Origin of the sequence: Bifidobacterium choloepi, assembly GCF_010667615.1 — a bacterium.
GTDB classification, from domain to species: Bacteria; Actinomycetota; Actinomycetes; order Actinomycetales; family Bifidobacteriaceae; genus Bifidobacterium; species Bifidobacterium choloepi.
The window spans coordinates 842,459-859,638 of sequence record NZ_VYSG01000001.1; the positions used below are offsets into that span (position 1 = coordinate 842,459).

Genomic DNA, 17,180 nt, shown 5'->3' on the forward strand with positions numbered 1-17,180 from the left:
CTCGGCGACCCCCTCTGAAGAGGGGGTCTGGAGATGTGCTCCGCTTTCATTCCCTCTTGAGAGGGAGTCACCGCTCCGTCTTCACGGCGAAGATGCGGGCGACGATGCGGCCGATCAGGTTGAGGATCAGGACGATCAGGATCAGGACGAGGGCGGCGGCCCAGGCGCGTTCCATCGGGATCGTCGTCACGCAGGAGGCGGAGGCGTCGGCCGGGCAGTTGGCGCGCAGCTTCGAGTACTCCTGGTAGACGTAGACCGGCAGCGTCGTCATCTCGCCGGAGAACAGGTTCATGTTCGTCGAGACGATGTAGCCGGCCGTCATCAGCAGCGGCGCGGTCTCGCCGATGACTCGCGCGATGGCGAGGATGGCGCCGGAGACGATGCCCGGCAGTGCCGTGCGCAGCACGATCTTCGAGATCGTGCGCTGCTTCGTGACGCCCAGTGCATACGAGGCCTCGCGCAGGTCGTTCGGGACGATCTTGAGCATTTCCTCGGTCGTCTTGACGACGGTCGGGATCATCAGCAGCGACAACGCGACCGAGCCCTCGAAGCCGTTGATCGTGCCGGGGCCGACGAGGATCGAGAACATCGAGAACGCGAAGAGGCCGGCGACGATCGACGGGATGCCGCTCATGACGTCGACGAGCAGGCGCACCGTGCGCGACAGCCGCGAGCGGTTCGCGTATTCGACCAGGTAGACCGAGCACATGATGCCGACCGGGATCGAGATGACCATCGAGCCGAGCGTGATCTCGAGCGTGCCGATGATCGCGTGCAGGATGCCGCCGTAGCCGCCGGTGCCGGTGGCTTCGCCGCCGACGACGTACGTCATGTTGTGGCTCAGGAAGTCCCAGTTCAGGCGCCTGACGCCGTTGACGATCGTCGTCCACAGCAGCGAGATCAGCGGGATGCAGGCGACGACGAACGCCAGCAGGATCAGCCAGCGCATGAATGTGTCCTTGCGCTGGCGGGCCGCGAGATGCGAGCGGGTCGGCTTGAACTTGTCGAAGTCGATGACCGGCGCGTCGGCCATCAGCGAGGCGGGGGCCGAACCGGACGAATCGTGGCTGGTCGGATGAGTCATGCTGCCTTCCTTCGCGGGAATCGTGCCATGTCCTGCCATGTCACTTCACCGCCTTCTTCTCGGTGATCTTCCTGGCGAGGAAGTTCACGAGGAACGTGATGACGAACAGCACCAGGCCGGTGCCGATGAGCACCGAGACGCCGAGTTCGTTCGCTTCCGGATACTGCGCGGCGATGTTCGCCGCGATCGTCTGGTCCTGCGAGGCCTGCAGCAGGCGGAACGAGTACTTGAGGCCCGGCGACAGGATCATCAGGACGGCCATCGTCTCGCCGAGCGCGCGGCCAAGGCCGAGCATCGAGGCGGAGATGACGCCCGACTTGCCGAACGGGAGCACGGCGAGCTTGACCATCTCCCACTTCGTCGCGCCGAGCGCGAGCGCGGCCTCTTCCTGCAGGCGCGGCGTCTGGAGGAAGATGTCGCGGGTGATCGACGTGATGATCGGCAGGATCATGATCGCCAGGACAACGGCGACGGTCGCGACGGTGCGCGACGGGTTGGCGGCCGGGCCGGCGAAGATCGGGATCCAGCCGAGGTACGTCGCCACCCAGTTCCAGAACGGGTAGATCGCCGGCACGAGCACGAGGCCGCCCCACAGGCCGTAGATGACCGACGGGATGGCGGCGAGCAGGTCGACGACGTAGCTCAGCGCGGCGGCGAGCTTCTTCGGCGCGTAGTGCGAAATGAACAGCGCGATGCCGATCGCGACGAAGAACGCGATCGCGAGCGCGAGCGCCGCGACGAGGACGGTGCCGAACAGCAGCGGGCCGACGTAGGCCCAGAAGTTCGTCGCCTTGCCGCCGGTGAAGCTCGAGATCGTCTCGCTGACGGCCGACTGGTCGCCGCCGATCAGCGGCCATGCCCTGAACAGCAGGAACAGCGCGACGGCGCCGAGGACGACGAGGATGAGGATGCCGCAGGCGTAGGCGATCGCGCGGAAGACCTTGTCGACCTGCTTGCCGCTCACCGGTTTCGTCAGCGTCGATGTCGGACCCGTGGACGGACCCGTGGATGTCGTACTCACAGACTCTCCTTTGCGTGTGTGGAGGCCGGCTGCCGTTGGCGGCCGGCGGATGGTGAAGCTTGGGTGTACCGGGGACGGTCCGCGGCGGCCGGTCGCCCGCCCCAGCGGGCGCCCGGCCGCCGTGCCGTCAGCCCATCGCGGCGATCGACTCGTTGATCCTGTCGACGATGTTGTTCGGCAGCGGCGCGGAGCCGGTGGCGGAGGACGCGACCGACTGGCCGGCCGTCGAGACGACGTAGGTGAGCCAGTCCCTGGCGAACTCGGTGGTGGCGCTGTCCTGGTAGACCGGGCAGACGATGTCGTAGGAGACCATGACGATCGGGTAGGCGTTGTCGGCCGTCGTCGTGTGGTTGACGTCGACGACGACGCGGTTGTCGCCGGTGACGTTCTCGTCGATCGTCGAGTCGGCGATGGCGTTCGAGGCGGCCTGCGTGGAGATGTCGACGTACTCGTCGCCGACCTTGACGCTGACGGTGCCGAGCTCGCCGACCTGCGAGAAGTCGGCGTAGCCGATCGTGCCGTCGGCCTGCGAGATCGTCGAGATGACGCCGGACGTGCCCTTGGCGCCCTGGCCGACTTCGTTCGGCCAGTTCTCGGACAGGTCGTAGGTCCAGTCGTCGGGGGCGGCGGCCTTGAGATATTCGACGAAGTTCTGCGTGGTGCCGGACTTGTCGGAGCGGTGGACGACGGTGATCGCCGTGTCCGGCAGCGTGATGTCGGGGTTCTGCTCCTGGATGGAAGGATCGTTCCACTTGGTGATCTTGCCGTCGAAGATCTTCGCGATCGTCGCGGCGTCCATGTTGACATGCTTGCCGGCGTCGGACACGCCGTTCAGGTTGAAGACGACGGCGATCGGCGCGATGTAGACCGGCACGTCGAACGCGGTGCCGGAGGCGCACACGTCCTTCGACTGCTCCACTTCGCTGTCGCTCAGGGCCTTGTCGGAGGCGGCCCAGGCGGTCGCGCCGGTCAGGAACGTCGTGACGCCGGCGCCGGAGCCGGACGGATTGTAGGAGATCTTGGCCTTCGTGTTCGAGGCGGTGAAGCCGGCGATCCACGCTTCGGTGGCGCTCTGCTGGCTCGAGGCGCCGGCGCCGGCGAAGTTGCCGGACAGGCCGTCGGCGTTGGCCGTGGCGGCGGTGCCGGCCGGAATGTTGTCGCCGCAGGCGGCGAGGGAAGTCAGCAGCGCGATGGCGCTGGCCGCGGCGGCCGTCCGGACGATGACATGCTTGTTCATGGTGTATTCGAACCTCTGTTCTTCGGGGAACCTTGGGGTTCCCTGTCCCTTGACAACTTCCAGCCTAGAGGATTTCTTCCCGTTTCATGGAGGGTTAAAGTGAACTGTCGGTGAACAGTTCCCGAGCTGGGGAAGAATGGTGAACGATTCGCCCGTGGTTCTCCGGTCCGCCGATTGCTCCGGCCCCTCTTCTTTCCCCCTGTATCGCAAGCCGGAGCCGCAAGCCCGGGTCGTGACATCGTCGCGAACAGCCACGATCGGAAGAACCGTACAATATTGGCGACGGAACCGACGACGGAAGGCAGCTGATGACGAGAATCCTGATTGTCGAGGACGAGGAGTCGTACCGGGTGCCGCTGGCGTACCAGCTGGCGCGCGAGGGGTACGACGTCAGCTCGGCGGCGAGCGGCGAGGAGGGCTGGGAGAAGTTCCTGGCCGGCGGTGTGGACCTCGTGCTGCTCGACCGGATGATGCCGGGCATCGACGGGATCGAGCTGACGCGGCGCATCCGCGAGCAGAGCCGCGTGCCGATCATCATGGTGACGGCGAAGTCGGCCGAGATCGACACCGTCGTCGGTCTCGAGACCGGCGCTGACGACTACGTCGCCAAGCCGTACTCGTTCCACGAGCTCAACGCGAGGATCCGCGCCGTGCTGCGCCGGCGGGTCAACGAGATCGAGGATGCCAGGACGGCAGGCGGCATGGAGGCCGGCGCAACCGGGCGATCGGCGGCGAACGGCAACCTGCCGCTGGCCTGCGGACCGGTCGAGATGGATGTCGACGCGCACCAGGTGCGGGTCGGCGGCGAGGAGGTCTTCTTCCCGCTCAAGGAATTCGAGGTGCTCGAATACCTGCTGCGCAACAGGGGCCGCGTGATGACCCGCCAGCAGCTCATCGACCACGTCTGGGGCGCCGACTACGTCGGCGACACGAAGACGCTCGACGTCCACGTCAAGCGCATCCGCGCGAAGATCGAGGACGATCCGAAGAACCCGAAGCTCCTGACGACGGTGCGCGGGCTCGGCTACAAGCTCGGGTGACTCTTTTGTAACATCCGGAAAACCTATGCGGCCGGGAAGGTGACGGTGAAGGTGCTGCCGTGATGTTCGCGGCTCCAGACCTTGATCGTGCCGTGGTTGTGCTCGACGTAGCGCTTGACGATCGCGAGGCCGAGGCCGGAGCCGCCGGTCATGCCGGCGCTGCCTGCGGCATCCGCGCCGTCGCGGGCGCGGGAGCGGTCGGCGCGGAAGAATCGTTCGAAGATGTGCTGCCGGTCGGCCGGCGAGATGCCGATGCCCTCGTCGATGACGCGGATGACGACGCGGCCGCGCGAATCGTTCCCGCCGTCGCTTTCCGTCGAGAGCGCGACGCGGACCGGGGAGCCGGGCGGCGAGTAGCGGATGGCGTTCTCGACGAGGTTTTTCAGGACGACCGCGACGGCGGCCGGATCGGCGAGCGCCGTCGGATGGCCGTCGGCGAACAGCGTGACGGCGATGTCCTTCGCCTGCGCGGCGGCGGCCGTCGCGCCGATCGCCTCGTCGGCGGCGGCGACGACGTCGACCGGCTCGGGCGCCCGGCCGGCCACCGTGCCGTTGGCGGCGGCGTTCGCGTGGCCGAGCTCGATCAGGCTGCCGACGATGTCGGCGAGCCGGCGCGACTCGGCGAGGATCCTGCCGGCGAAATACCTGACGGCGCCGATGTCGATGTTTCCGTCGGCGGTTTCGGTGCCGTCCGTCATGTCCGGAGCGCCGGAGCCGCCGGTCGCGTCGACGATCGTCTCGGCGAGCAGCGAGATCGCGCCGGTCGGCGTCTTGAGTTCGTGACTGACGTTCGTGACGAATTCGCGCTGGCGACGGTCGGCAAGCCGCCGTCCGGTGACGTCGTCGAGCAGGATGGCGAACAGCGGCGACGATCCGGAGCCCTCCCCCGGTTCGAGCTGGCCGACCGTCGCGTGCAGCAGGCGGCCGTCCGGCAGCTCGACGTCGCGCTCGCGGCGCTGGCCGTCGGCGCGCACGAGCGCGAGCAGGTCGCGCAATTCGGCGTCGAGCAGGCGCGGCCGCGGCAGCGACGGGTCGCCGGCCGGCTCGGCGACGCCGAACCCGACGGCGCGGCGGTCCGCCGAGACGACGGTGCCGTCGGCGCCGACGACGACGAGCGCGACCGGCAGCATCGAGACGAGGCTGTCCGTCAGCGCGCCCTGCCGGCGCGGCGACACGTCGCCGAAGACGGAGGCGACGGCGCCGCGGTCGGCGGTCGGCTGACGGCGGCGGGAGCGGGAGAAGAACAACGGACCGTCACATCCGCTCGAGAATGTTGACGGCGAGCCTGGCGGCGGTGTCGGCGTATTCGGAGACGTCGAAGTCCTTGAATTCCTCGTAGTCGGTGTCGGCGTTGTCGCTCATCGCGCGGATGACGAGGGCCGGCACGTCGTTGCGGGCGGCGACGTGGACGACGGCGGCGCCCTCCATCTCGACGGCGTCGGCGTGCGTGGTGTTGATGACCTCGGCGACCTTCTCCTCGCCGTCGACGAAGTAGTTGCCGGACGCGATCGTGCCGACGATGTGCTTGATGCCCATCTCGTCCATCGCGTCCTCGGCCATCTCGATCAGCGCCGGGTCGGAGTGGAATTCCTCGGTGCCGGGCTTCCACTGGCCGACGAGCCGCATGTCGGTGTCGAGGTAGCGCAGCGTGCCGCCGAGGACGATGTCGTTGATGTGCAGCTCGGGGTTGAGGCTGCCGGCGATGCCGCTGAAGATGACGGCGTCGGGGTGGACGAGGTCGATCAGGTACTGCGTCGTCGCGGCGGCGTTGACGAGACCCATGCCGCCGACCGTCACGGCGACGTCGACGGTGCGGCCGGAGTGGGCCTTGACGGTGCCCCTGAGCACGTTGAGGCTCGCGCCGTCGACAGCGGTCACGTCGTCGAGCGAGTCGGCGATGTGCGCCGCCTCCTCGTCGAGTGCGGAAATGATGGCCACGGTCTTGAACGTCATGCTGGCTCCTTCTGCCGAATTCCTGGACGATTCTTCCGCCCAATCCTACTCCGCAGGCAACCGGTTTCTCCTGCCGTCGCAACCCCGCGCTTCGGGCCCGGGTTCGTGACGGCCGTGACGGCAGGGACGGGGAAACTACGCCCAGCGGCGGGCCTTCACGCTGTCGGCGAGAAGGCGCAGCAGGCGGGCGGTTTCGGGCCAGCTGATGCACTTGTCGGTGATCGACTTGCCGTAGACGAGCTGCGGCAGCGGGGCGGCGGGCTGGTTGCCGCCCTCGAGGAAGCTTTCCATCATGATGCCGGAGATGCCGCGTTCGCCGGCGGCGATGCGGGCGGCGATGTTCTCGACGACGCGTGCCTGCTGCCGCTCGTCCTTGCCGGAGTTGCCGTGCGAGCAGTCGACGACGAGGCCGTGGGCGGCGGCCGTGTCGGCCGGCATTTCGTCGCGGATCATCGCCATCGCGTCCTCGACGGACTGGCGGTCGTAGTTCGGGCCGTGGATCGAGCCGCGCAGCACGACGTGGCAGTCGGGGTTGCCGAGCGTCTCGACGGCGCAGGCGCGGCCCATGTGATCGATGCCGAAGAACGTGTGCTGTTGCGCGCTCGCGAAGCAGCCGTTGACAGCGGCCTTGACGGAGCCGTCGGTCGCGTTCTTGAAGCCGATCGGCATCGACAGGCCGCTCGCCAGCTGCCGGTGCACCTGGCTTTCGGTGTTGCGGGCGCCGATCGCGCCCCAGCTGATCGCGTCGGCAATGTACTGCGGGCTCGTCGGCTCGAGGAACTCGGTGGCGGCGGCCACGCCGGCGTCGAGCACGCCGAGCAGCGTCTTGCGGGCCAGCAGCAGTCCCTTCTGCATGTTGTGGGAGCCGTCGATGTCGGGATCGTTGATCAGGCCCTTCCAGCCGACCGTCGTCCTCGGCTTCTCGAAGTAGACGCGCATGACGATGAGCAGTTCGCCCTCGAGTTCGTCGCGGAGGGCTGCGAGCCGGCGCGCGTAGTCGAGCGCGGCGCGCGGATCGTGCACGGAGCATGGCCCGACGATGACGAGCAGCCGGTCGTCCTGTTCGTAGAGGCAGGCGCGGACTTCGTCGCGCGAGTAGGCGACGATGTCCTGTGCCGCCGGCGACAGCGGCAGCTCGGCGAGCACGGCGGCCGGCGTCGGCAGCGGGTCGAGCTCGAGGACGCGGCGGTTGACGATCCTGCTGATGCCGACCTGGTCCTCCCACCGCAGCGTTTCCGGCTTCTCGAGCGGGTTCTCGCCGCCGGCGATCTGCCGGTGGATGTCCCGCAGCGACTCCTCCGAATAGGTGTTCGGCCGCCCGCCGTCGATCAGCCGTCCAAGGTCGTCGCCGAATGACTTGCCGTCCATCGTCCGCTCCGTTTCCGCTTCCGTCGAGAAAAAGTATGAATAGTGGTGACGATTCTACCGCAGCCGTGCCGGTACCCAGACGGAATGCTCACCGGGTACGGCGTGGTCCGGGCGGCTCGGCTTCGCCTCGCCGACTCCCACCGCTTCGCGGCTACGCCGCTCAGCGACTCCCTCTGAAGAGGGAGTCGGCGAGGCGAAGCCGAGCCGGTGGGAGTCCCCGGATTCAGCCGCGGCGCGTGCGGACGGCGGCGGCGAGGTCGCGCAGGACTTCCTCGGTGCGGTCCCACGGCACGCAGGCGTCGGTGACGGACTGGCCGTAGACGAGCTGGTCGAGCGGGGCGGGCTTCTGGTGGCCGCCCTTGAGGAAGCTTTCCATCATGATGCCGAGGATGCCCCGCTCCCCCGCGGCAATCCTCGCGGCGATGTCCTCGACGACGGACGCCTCGACGACCTCGTCCTTGCCGCAGTTGCCGTGGGCGGCGTCGATGACCAGGCCGATGTTGTTTGCGCCGCCGGCCTTGGACGCCCTGAGTTCGGCGAGCGCCGCCGTGACGGATGCGGCGTCGTAGTTCGGTCCGGTCGCCGATCCGCGCAGCACGAGGTGGCAGTCGGGATTGCCCTTCGTCTCGGCGGAGATGACGTGGCCGTCGAGGTTGATCGACAGGAAATGGTGCTCGAACGCGGCGGCGTAGCAGGAGTCGGCGGCCGGCTTGACGGAGCCGTCGGTGGCGTTCTTGAAGCCGATCGGCATCGACATGCCGCTGGCGAGCTCGCGGTGCACCTGGCTTTCGGTGTTGCGGGCGCCGATCGCGCCCCAGCTCACGAGGTCGCACAGGTACTGCGGCGTGATCGGGTCGAGCCATTCGGTCGCCGTCGGCAGTCCGAGCGCCAGCACGTCGGTGAGCACCTTGCGCGCGAGCCACATGCCCTTGCGGATGTCGAAGCGACCGTCGAGGTCGGGGTCGTTGATCAGGCCCTTCCAGCCGATCGTCGTCCTGGGCTTCTCGAAATAGACGCGCATGACGACCAGCAGGTCGTCGCGCAGCTCGCCGGCGAGCGCGGCGAGTTTCTCCGCGTACTCGTGCGCGGCGCGCGGATCGTGAATGCTGCAGGGGCCGACGATGGCGAGCAGCCGATCGTCGCGACCGTGCAGGATGTCGCGAATCTCCTGCCGGCTCGTCATGACGAGGTCGCACGATTCGTCCGTCAGCGGCAGTTCCCTGAGGAAATAGCGGGGCGCCGGGATCGGGTCCAGCTGGCGGATGTTGACGTCGACCGTCTCCGGAAAGACGGCGCGCGAATCCAGCAAACGGGAATCCTGCGAACTGTCCGGCCCACGAAGAGCGCTCATTGTCTCACCTCACCAGTCGATTGTTGACGGACCTCTCATACTATAGGTCGTTCATACTATAGGCGAGTTCCCGACCAATAAGCCGGCGGCGTCCCATTCCCGCGGCGCAGCCGAACGCATGATGCCCAGTGGAGGGCGGGGCCCTCCACTGGGCATCGGCTGTACGGACTCAGGCGAGGGCGCCCATCGGGTCCCAGGCGGGGAGCATCGTGGCCGGCTCGTCAAGCGCCTTGAGGTACTCGTCCGGCAGCAGCGCCTTCGGGACGGCGACTTCGTAGACGTATTCGCTGAACCAGTCGTCGCCCATCGTGAAGTAGCCGTGGTCGGCGATCTTCGAGCCCCACGAATTCTCGACGCGCCAGCGGCGGGTCGTCGTGCCGTCGTCGGCGACGTCGACGCCGACGAACGCCATCGCGTGGTTCATCGCCGAGTCGCCGTAGCGCACGCGCTGTTCCTTGTCCATGTCGAAGTCGTAGCCGTAGACCTTGCCGTACTCGAACAGGTCGGTCGCCCATTCGCCGAGCTCGCGGTCCATCATCGGGTGGCAGTCGGCGCCGAACCAGACCGGGATGCCCTGTTCGGTGAGAATCGTGCGCACGCAGTCCTTCATGAACTGCACCGGCACGTTGAGGTATTCGGTCGCGTCGCCGCCGACGACGTTGCCGAGGTGCTCGATGCCGATCTTCCGGCCCTTGGCGTGCTCGGCGCGCGGGTCGTCGACGAGGCAGACGTAGCTTTCGAGATCGGCGGAGCCGACGTACTTCTTCCAGAACTCGACCGGCGTGATCTCGCCGTCGCGGTGGAACTCGCCGTCCTTGTCGGTCCACTCCCAGTCGAACGACTTCGGCGGCTCGCCGAGGTGGATCGTCAGGATGCGGTGGCCGGCGGCCGTCGCCTTCGCGATGATGTCGTCGATCGCGGCGTCGTCCGTGGCGGCGGCTTCCATGTGCGCGACGGCGGTGTGCAGCATGTGGCGCAGCTGCGTGTTCATCTCGCCGGTGTTCTTGCTCGACTCGGTCTCCGGGTACAGGTCCTTCGGCACGGCGCCGTACTTCTTGTAGACGTTGAGCGCCATCGTCCACTGGCCGCCGTCGCCCATGACGTCGGCGAGCATGTGCTGGAACAGGCGGCCGTCGACCGGCTCGCCGGCGCGCACGAGCGCCGCCATGTCCTGCAGGAAATAGTTGACGCGCTCGAGCTTGTCGTAGTACATCGCGTAGTTCTGCGAGAACTCGAACTCCTTCAAGTTCATGTTCTTCTTCGCGACGAATCGCGCGACGTTGAGCGAGCTGAACAGCCAGCAGCGGCCGGAGTGGTCCTGGTGGGTCACCTCGCCGTTGTCGACGGTCGTCGAGAAGCGGCGCTGCAGCAGCCGCGCGCGGTCGTAGTTGCGGGCGACCTTGTTGATGCCGGCGACAGTGACGGCGTTCATCGCCATCGTGTTCGCCACGTTGCCATCGAAATCGGCCGTCAGTTCGTCGAGCTTTGCCGCGTCCAGCGGCTTGAGTTCCGTCATCCCCTCGCCTTTCATGTGAAGAATTGGTAAGTAAAACGATTCATCCGCCAGTGTAATACCGCGGCGCTACCTCTCCTTTCCGCTCCCGATGGCACGAACCCGGGCTACAGGCCCGGGTTCGTGCCATCCGACAGGAAAGGGCTCCCCGCAGGGAGCCCTTTCCTCGTGCCTTGTCTCGGGCGAGACCTACTCGATCGGACGCATGACGGTGGTTTCGCTGTCGTCGCCGGAGTCGTCGGTCTCGACGGTTTCGACGGTTTCGGAGGCCTCGACGACGTCGACGTCGCCGGTGTCGTCGGACGAATCCTCGTTGGCGGCGTCGCCGGCATCGGCGGAGCCGGACGCGGTCTCGGTGACGGACTCGGCCGTGTAGCCGTCGCCCATCGCGGACAGGTCGATCGCCTCGGTCCTGGCGTACTGCAGGTGCTCGTCGCCGTCGAAGTCGGGTTCGTCGGCATCGCCGGACGCGGACGAGTCGGACGAATCGTCCGACGCCTCGGCCGCGAACGTGTCCTCAACGACGGCGCCCGAGTTGTCCTCGCCGAGCTCGGTGGCCGACTCGCCTTCCGAGGCCTCGTACGAAGCCGTCTCGACGCCGGCGGCCGAGCCTTCCTCGATCAGCACGTCGCGCTGCGCGGCGACCGACGACGGCTGGAACGACATCGGCATGTCGGCGTCGTCGTCCTCGACGTCGGTCTCGTCGGGTTCCGGGGCGGCGACCGCGTTGACGACCGGCAGCGAGTCGAGCGGGTTCGAGCTCGACGACACCGACGGGGCCGGCGGCATCGTCGGGACGGCGGCGCCGGACGCGGCGCCCGCGTTGTTGTCGTCGATGCCGAAGCCGAAGCCGGCGAACGCGCTCGAGAACATCGTGCGCAGCTCGGAGACGCGCTGCGTGATCGACGCCTCGCGGGCCTGCAGGTCCGAGATGCGCGTCTGCAGGCTCGACAGCTCGGCCTGCGCGGCCTTGCGACGCTCGTCGATCTGCTGCGAGGCTTCCTCCTCGGCGCGGTTGAGGATGTCGGCGGCCTGCGCGTCGGCGTCCGAACGCTTCGTCGCCGAATATTCGTCGGCGTCCTCGCGCACGCGCTTGGCGTCGGCGAGCAGCTGGTCGGACTCCTCCTTGGCGGCCTTGCGGCTCTCCTCGAGGCTGGCGAGCAGCTCGGAGACCTTCTGCGTGGCCTCGTCCTGCTGGGCGGCGATGTCGGTGCGGATCTGCTCGACCTCGGCCTTGACCTGGCTCATCGTGCGCGTGCGGTCGACCTCGGCGTTGTCGGTGATCTCCTGGGCGTGCGCCTTCGCGGCGTCGGTGATCTCGCCGGCCTTGCGCTGCGCCTCCGTCATCATCTTCGAGACCTGTTCGCGCACGTCGGCGAGCTTCTTGTTCGCGTCGGCGAGCGCCGCCTCGATCTGGTCGTTCGTCTCGGACTTGAGGCGCGCCATTTCCTCGTTGGCGCTCTTGCGCTGCTCGGCGATCGTCGCGGCGGCCTCGGCCTGCTGTTCGGCGAGCTCGCGTTCCTGCTGGCTGCGTTCGGAGGCGAGGCGCTTGTCGTGCTCCTCGCGGGTGTTCGTCAGCTCGAGATCGAGCGACTGGCGCTGTTCGGCGACCATCTTCGCCGTCTGGTTGCGCAGCTGGGAGGCGTCTTCCTCGGCGCCCTTGACGATCGTGTCGGCCTCGGCCTGCGCGTTCGAGACGAGCGTCTCGGCCTTCTGCGTGGCGTCGCCGACGAGGTGCTGCGCGTCCAGCTTGGCGTTGTTGATCAGCGTCTGGGCCTGCGACGCGGCTTCCTTGCGCGTGCTGGAGGCGTCCTTCTTCGCGCGCTCGAGCAGCTCGGTGCTCGTCTGCTCGGCCGACGCCAGCATCTGCTGGGCGTTGGCGCCGAGCGACGCGAACGTGTTGCCCTGGTTCGCCTTGCTGTTCTTCTCCTCCTGGACCTGCGCCTGGAGCTGGAGAATCGTGTCGTCCGACTGCTTGACCTGCTCGCGCAGGCGGTCGATCGTCGACTGCGCCGCCGTCAGCGCCTCGTCGACCCTGTCCTTGTCATATCCCCTCAACACCACCGGAAAACGATCCACCATCGTCACAATCCTTTCGTTACACGTCTGCGCCAACCTGTCGCAACTGCTGAGCACTATATTGCCACCAACTGCCAGAACGCTGGACACCGCCCGAGTGTTGGCGGCCGTCCGTCGGCGGGACCTGCGAGTCCTTGACACCACAATACCGTCGTCACGCGGGTTGTCGAGGGTTGTTTCGTCGACAGAGTGGGCCGGCAGTTGCCGGACAATCGGCCGGACTCTGCCGGCGAACAGGTTCGGCACGCGGCTACGATGGAAGAATCGATCAATATCGAACGATTCTTCCGACAAAGGAGCGACGATGACGAAGCTGACGGTGGTCATGTCCGGGTTCGACCCGTACGACGGCGTGGAAGTCAATCCGTCGCTGATCGTGCCGCGGACGCTCGCGGCGCAGGGCGTCGCCGGCAATCCCGACGACTACGACGATCCGCTGCACGATGTCGACGTGACGATCCGGTCGGTCATCCTGCCGGTCAGCTTCGGCAGCGCGTGGCCGCAGCTCGAGGCAGTCCTCGAGCGCGAGCATCCCGACATCGTCATCGCGACCGGCCTCAAGCGGGCGGCGCGCGGCATCCTGCTCGAGCGGTGCGCCGAGAACCTCAAGGACGCCGAGAAGCCCGACGCCGACAACGTCATTCCCGAGCGCGGCCCGATCGACGAGTCCGGGCCGGCCGCCTACTGGACCGGCCTGCCGCTGCGCGCGATCCTGCAGGCGTTCGCGCGCGACAACATTCCGGCGACGCTGAGTTCGGACGCCGGCACGTACGTGTGCAACGCGCTGTTCTATCACCTCGAGAACTGGGCAAGCCGGCAGGACAAGGCGCTCGCCGGCTTCGTCAACCTGCCGCTTGTCAACGAGCAGCCGCACCCGCAGCACGGCCTGCCGCTCGACCAGCAGGTCACGGCCGCCCGCGACGTCGTCCGCCAGTCGGCCCGCTACTTCCTCGGCGCCGTGAAGTCGCCGTCGCTGCTGCCGTGATCTCGGCATGACGCAGAAACCCGGGCCTGAAAGCCCGGGTTTTTCTTGTCTTGCGGACAGATTTCCGCGGTTACTTCGCGCCGAAGGCGTGGCCGAAGAGGGCGCGGACCTTCTCGCGGGCGGCGGCCTTGGCGGCGTCGTCGTCGAGCTGGCCGGCGGCCGCGGCCGCGGTGGCTTCCCGACGGGCCTTGATGTTGGCGGCGGTCAGGCGGGCGAACGGCAAGTCGTCCTTCGTCGTGACCTTCATGTTCGTCGGCGAGCCGGCGACGATGGCGACCGGCTGGTCGGGCAGGTATTCGACGACGACGCGCGAATCGTCCGTGGGCCGGAACAGGTCGTCGTTCGCGGCGAGATCGTAGGCCTTGCGGATTGTCGCGAAGCGGAACGCCTGCGGCGTCTGCACGCGGAAGCAGTGGCTGCGGTCCGGTACCTCGCGCACGACGCGGCGGTCGCCGAGGTCCTCGGACATCAGGATCGTGTCGGTCGATTCGCAGGCGACGGTCGCCGCCGTGAATTCGTCGAGCGTGCCTATGCAGCCGTCGATCATCTGCTGGGTGACGAACGGACGGACCGAATCGTGGATGAGGATCTTCGCGTCGGCCGGCACGCCGGCGTCGGCGAGCGCCGACAGCGCCGCCTCGGTGCTGTCGGTGCGCTCGGCGCCGCCCTCGACGACGAGCTTGACCTTGTCGAAGCCGCGATCGTCGATCAGCTCCTCGATTTCCTGGCGGACCGTCGTGTTGACGACGACGACGATGTCGGTGACGTGCGGGTTGTCCTCGAACGCCTTGATGCTCCAGCCGACGATCGGCAGGTCGTCGAGCCGCACGAGTTGCTTGGGATGGTCGGGGTCGAACCTCAGGCCGCTGCCGGCCGCCAGCACGACGGCGATGACCGGCACCTGCTGTTGCGTAGTCATGAGTCTCTTGGTCTCCTTCTTACTGCTTGACGATGAGCGCGAGCATGCGGCCTTCGTGGGCCTTGTGGGCGAGCTGGGCGCGGCGGTGCGAGAACCACAGCGGATTCTCGAGCGTGCACATGCTGTGGCGGATGTTGGCGAGGCGCTCGTCGAGTGCCGGGTCGCCCTCGTTGTCGTCCTTGCACAGCTGCTGCAGCTCCGGATCCTGTGCGAGGTACTGCGTGGCGGCGAGCACGCGCGGCTGCGAGCTGACGATCCGGTCGGCCGTGATGCCGGCGGCGGCGAGTTCCTCGATCGCGGCGCGGTTGATGTCGATGCCGGCGCCGCCGAAGCGCGTCAGCGTGTAGGTGCCGTCGAACTGCTGGTCGAACGCGTCGGCGATGTCCTGGCCGACTTCGTAGCAGTCGCCGCAGATCGCGGGGCCGAGCGTCGCGACGATGCGCTCCGGCCTGGCGCCCTTCTCGATCATCATCGCGACGGCGGCGCGGATGACGCCCTTCTGCAGGCCGAGGCGGCCGCAATGCGCGGCGCCGATGACGCCGGCCTCCGGGTCGGCGAGCAGCACGGGCAGGCAGTCGGCGGCGAACATGCCGAGCGCGATGCCGGATCGCGTGGTGACCTGCGCGTCGCCCTCGATGATCTGGACGTCGTCGCCGGCCACGTCCTCGACGTCGTCGACGGTCGTCGAGACGGTGCCGTCGTCGACCGGAATGCCGGGGTTGTCGCCCGGAGTGACCTCGTCGGCCGGCAGCTCGCCGACCGGCGTCGAGACGGTCGGGACTTCCGGCAGCGGCGGCACGACCGGCCGGTCGGGACGGGCGACGGTGCCGGAGGCGTCGAAGCCGAACGCCCTGTTCTCGGTGAACACGTCGTCGACGTCGACGGCCTCGCCGGAATGCACCTGGCAGATCAGCGACAGTTTCGCGCCGATCTCGTTGGCGAGCGCCTCGCGGTTGCGGCGGATGGCGTCCGGATCGTCGCCGCCCTTGCCACCGAGATTGAAGTTGCCGTAGTCGCCGGTCGAGACGCCGCCGAGACGGGTGGTGTAGACGACGGAGATGCCCGGCGCGAGCGCGATCGGGATCGTCACCGGGATCGGGTTGCCGTGCTCGTCGACCGGCGCGATCTTGGTGTCGTCGATGATGCCGGTCTCGGTGCCGTCGGCGTTCTTCGCGGCCGCGGCGTCGGACACCGACGTGATCTGGATGCTCGTGCCGTCGGGCAGCGTCGTCGTGTCCGACGACGCGTCCGGGGCCGCGGACGAATCGCGCGAATCGTCGCCGGCTTCCTTCCCCTTGCCGGCGGCGTGGCTTTCCTTCGCCTTCGCGATGGCCTCGTTGATGGCCTCGCCGAGCGCGCGGCTCAGTTCGGCGGCTTCCTCGGCCTCTTCCTTGTTGTCCTTCGCGGCTTCGCGGTCGACGATCTGCTCGGCTTCCTCGATTGCTTCCTGCGCCTCGAACGCCTCGATGTCGTCGGCGTCGCCGCCGTCGCTGTTGTGTTCAGTCATACTGCCAGCCTACCGTGACCGGCCACGATTCATCCGCCAAAGCGCCCAGCGAGTAAAAAATGACCCCCGCAAGCGGGGGCCGGGATCAGGTCAGCCGAGCTTGGCGAGCTCCTCCGGCGTGAGCTCGAGGTCGCCGGCCTTCAGGGAGTCGAGGATCGTTTCCGGACGGTGGGCGCCCGGGATGACGAAGACGTGGTCGCCCTTGGCGAGCTCCCAGGCGAGCACGACCTGCTGGTAGCTGACGCCATGGGCCGCCGCGACCTCGCGGAACGGGTCGAACTTCGATTCGTCCTTCGGCTTCCTGAAACCGCCCAGCGGGCTCCAGCACACGAAGCTCAGGCCGACGAGCGCGCAGTGGTCGAGCGTGTCCTGCGTCTCGCGGTAGATCGGCGAATACTGGTTCTGCACGGCGATCAGCGAGTCGCCGAGGATTTCGCGGGCGATGTCGATCTGCTCGACCGACGCGTTCGAGACGCCGGCTTCCTTCGCGACGCCCTCGTCGACGAGCTGCTTCAGGGCCTCGATCGAGTCGCCGTACGGGATCTTCGGGTCGGGACGGTGGAAGTAGAGCAGGTCGATCGCGTCGACACCGAGCTCGTAGGCGCTCTGCTTGGCGCGCTTGATCAGGTTCTCGGGGCTGCCGTCGACGTCCCACGTCGGCTTGCCGTCGGTGAAGTTGCGGAAGTGGCCAACCTTCGTCGCGACGAGCACCTCGTCCTTCGGGCCCTTCCAGCTGGCGAGCGCCTCGCGCACGAGCTTCTCGCCGGTCTGCTCCTCGCCGCCGCTGCAGTAGTAGGCCCACGCCGTGTCGATCTGCCGGCAGCCGGCGTCCAGCGCCGCGTGAATCGTCTCGATGCCCTTCGCGTGGCCGAGGTTGTTCTCGATCGTCAGCGGCATCTCCCCCAGCCCGATTGCCGTCGTGTCATAGGGACCCATCGTCCTGTGCAGTACCATGTGCGTTCTCCTTGCATTGTGTACGATGCTTCCCATCCTAGTCTTCCCGGTGTGGGGGGGGGCGGGGGGGGGGGGGCGGGGGGGGGGGCGCGGGGGGGGGGGGGGGGCCCCCCGCCGGGGGGGGGGGGGGGGAGGGGAGAGGTGTGCGGGGGGAGGACGCGAGAGGGCG

General features: G+C 67.9%; 14 protein-coding genes. 2 read left to right on the forward strand and 12 right to left on the reverse strand.

Going from position 1 to position 17,180, the window contains the following annotated elements:
- Window positions 1-67: 67 nt before the first annotated feature.
- The 3 genes from pstA to pstS form a co-directional block, all read right to left on the reverse strand.
- The gene (gene pstA, locus F6S87_RS03490) at window positions 68-1,084 is read right to left on the reverse strand and encodes a phosphate ABC transporter permease PstA (protein WP_163227230.1); all 1,017 of its coding nucleotides are present in this window, start codon (window positions 1,082-1,084) and stop codon (window positions 68-70) included.
- A gap of 40 nt (window positions 1,085-1,124) precedes the next feature.
- Entirely contained in the window at window positions 1,125-2,060 is a 936-nt protein-coding gene (gene pstC / locus F6S87_RS03495; protein ID WP_163227568.1) for a phosphate ABC transporter permease subunit PstC, read from the reverse strand.
- Between the two features lie 172 nt (window positions 2,061-2,232).
- Window positions 2,233-3,342: a phosphate ABC transporter substrate-binding protein PstS gene (pstS, locus tag F6S87_RS03500; RefSeq protein ID WP_163227231.1), complete on the reverse strand. Its 1,110-nt coding sequence runs from the start codon at window positions 3,340-3,342 to the stop codon at window positions 2,233-2,235.
- Window positions 3,343-3,650: 308 nt separating this feature from the next.
- Between pstS and F6S87_RS03505 the strand changes: the two genes are divergently transcribed.
- Window positions 3,651-4,382: a response regulator transcription factor gene (locus tag F6S87_RS03505; protein ID WP_163227232.1), complete on the forward strand. Its 732-nt coding sequence runs from the start codon at window positions 3,651-3,653 to the stop codon at window positions 4,380-4,382.
- Window positions 4,383-4,405: 23 nt separating this feature from the next.
- On the opposite strand, the gene F6S87_RS03510 is transcribed toward F6S87_RS03505, so the two are convergent.
- From F6S87_RS03510 to F6S87_RS03535, 6 genes are all read right to left on the reverse strand, one after another.
- On the reverse strand, window positions 4,406-5,629 hold the full coding sequence (locus F6S87_RS03510; RefSeq protein ID WP_163227233.1) for a sensor histidine kinase: 1,224 nt from the start codon (window positions 5,627-5,629) through the stop codon (window positions 4,406-4,408).
- 7 nt (window positions 5,630-5,636) lie between these two features.
- The gene (gene mtnN / locus F6S87_RS03515; RefSeq protein ID WP_163227234.1) at window positions 5,637-6,335 is read right to left on the reverse strand and encodes a 5'-methylthioadenosine/S-adenosylhomocysteine nucleosidase; all 699 of its coding nucleotides are present in this window, start codon (window positions 6,333-6,335) and stop codon (window positions 5,637-5,639) included.
- 135 nt (window positions 6,336-6,470) lie between these two features.
- On the reverse strand, window positions 6,471-7,703 hold the full coding sequence (locus tag F6S87_RS03520; RefSeq protein ID WP_163227235.1) for a 3-deoxy-7-phosphoheptulonate synthase: 1,233 nt from the start codon (window positions 7,701-7,703) through the stop codon (window positions 6,471-6,473).
- A gap of 223 nt (window positions 7,704-7,926) precedes the next feature.
- Complete coding sequence (locus F6S87_RS03525) at window positions 7,927-9,054, reverse strand: 3-deoxy-7-phosphoheptulonate synthase (protein WP_163227236.1); 1,128 nt, start codon at window positions 9,052-9,054, stop codon at window positions 7,927-7,929.
- A 169-nt stretch (window positions 9,055-9,223) separates the two neighbouring features.
- Window positions 9,224-10,570, reverse strand: coding sequence for a C1 family peptidase (locus tag F6S87_RS03530; protein WP_163227237.1), 1,347 nt, complete (start codon window positions 10,568-10,570; stop codon window positions 9,224-9,226).
- 186 nt (window positions 10,571-10,756) lie between these two features.
- Complete coding sequence (locus F6S87_RS03535) at window positions 10,757-12,649, reverse strand: DivIVA domain-containing protein (RefSeq protein ID WP_163227238.1); 1,893 nt, start codon at window positions 12,647-12,649, stop codon at window positions 10,757-10,759.
- A 301-nt stretch (window positions 12,650-12,950) separates the two neighbouring features.
- On the opposite strand from F6S87_RS03535, the gene F6S87_RS03540 reads away from it, so the two are divergent.
- Window positions 12,951-13,631: a pyroglutamyl-peptidase I gene (locus tag F6S87_RS03540; RefSeq protein ID WP_163227239.1), complete on the forward strand. Its 681-nt coding sequence runs from the start codon at window positions 12,951-12,953 to the stop codon at window positions 13,629-13,631.
- Between the two features lie 70 nt (window positions 13,632-13,701).
- On the opposite strand, the gene F6S87_RS03545 is transcribed toward F6S87_RS03540, so the two are convergent.
- From F6S87_RS03545 to F6S87_RS03555, 3 genes are all read right to left on the reverse strand, one after another.
- The gene (locus F6S87_RS03545) at window positions 13,702-14,550 is read right to left on the reverse strand and encodes an IspD/TarI family cytidylyltransferase (RefSeq protein WP_163227240.1); all 849 of its coding nucleotides are present in this window, start codon (window positions 14,548-14,550) and stop codon (window positions 13,702-13,704) included.
- 19 nt (window positions 14,551-14,569) lie between these two features.
- Entirely contained in the window at window positions 14,570-15,694 is a 1,125-nt protein-coding gene (locus F6S87_RS03550; RefSeq protein WP_331270761.1) for a polyphenol oxidase family protein, read from the reverse strand.
- A 453-nt stretch (window positions 15,695-16,147) separates the two neighbouring features.
- Window positions 16,148-17,011: an aldo/keto reductase gene (locus F6S87_RS03555; protein WP_163227242.1), complete on the reverse strand. Its 864-nt coding sequence runs from the start codon at window positions 17,009-17,011 to the stop codon at window positions 16,148-16,150.
- Window positions 17,012-17,180 lie beyond the last annotated feature (169 nt).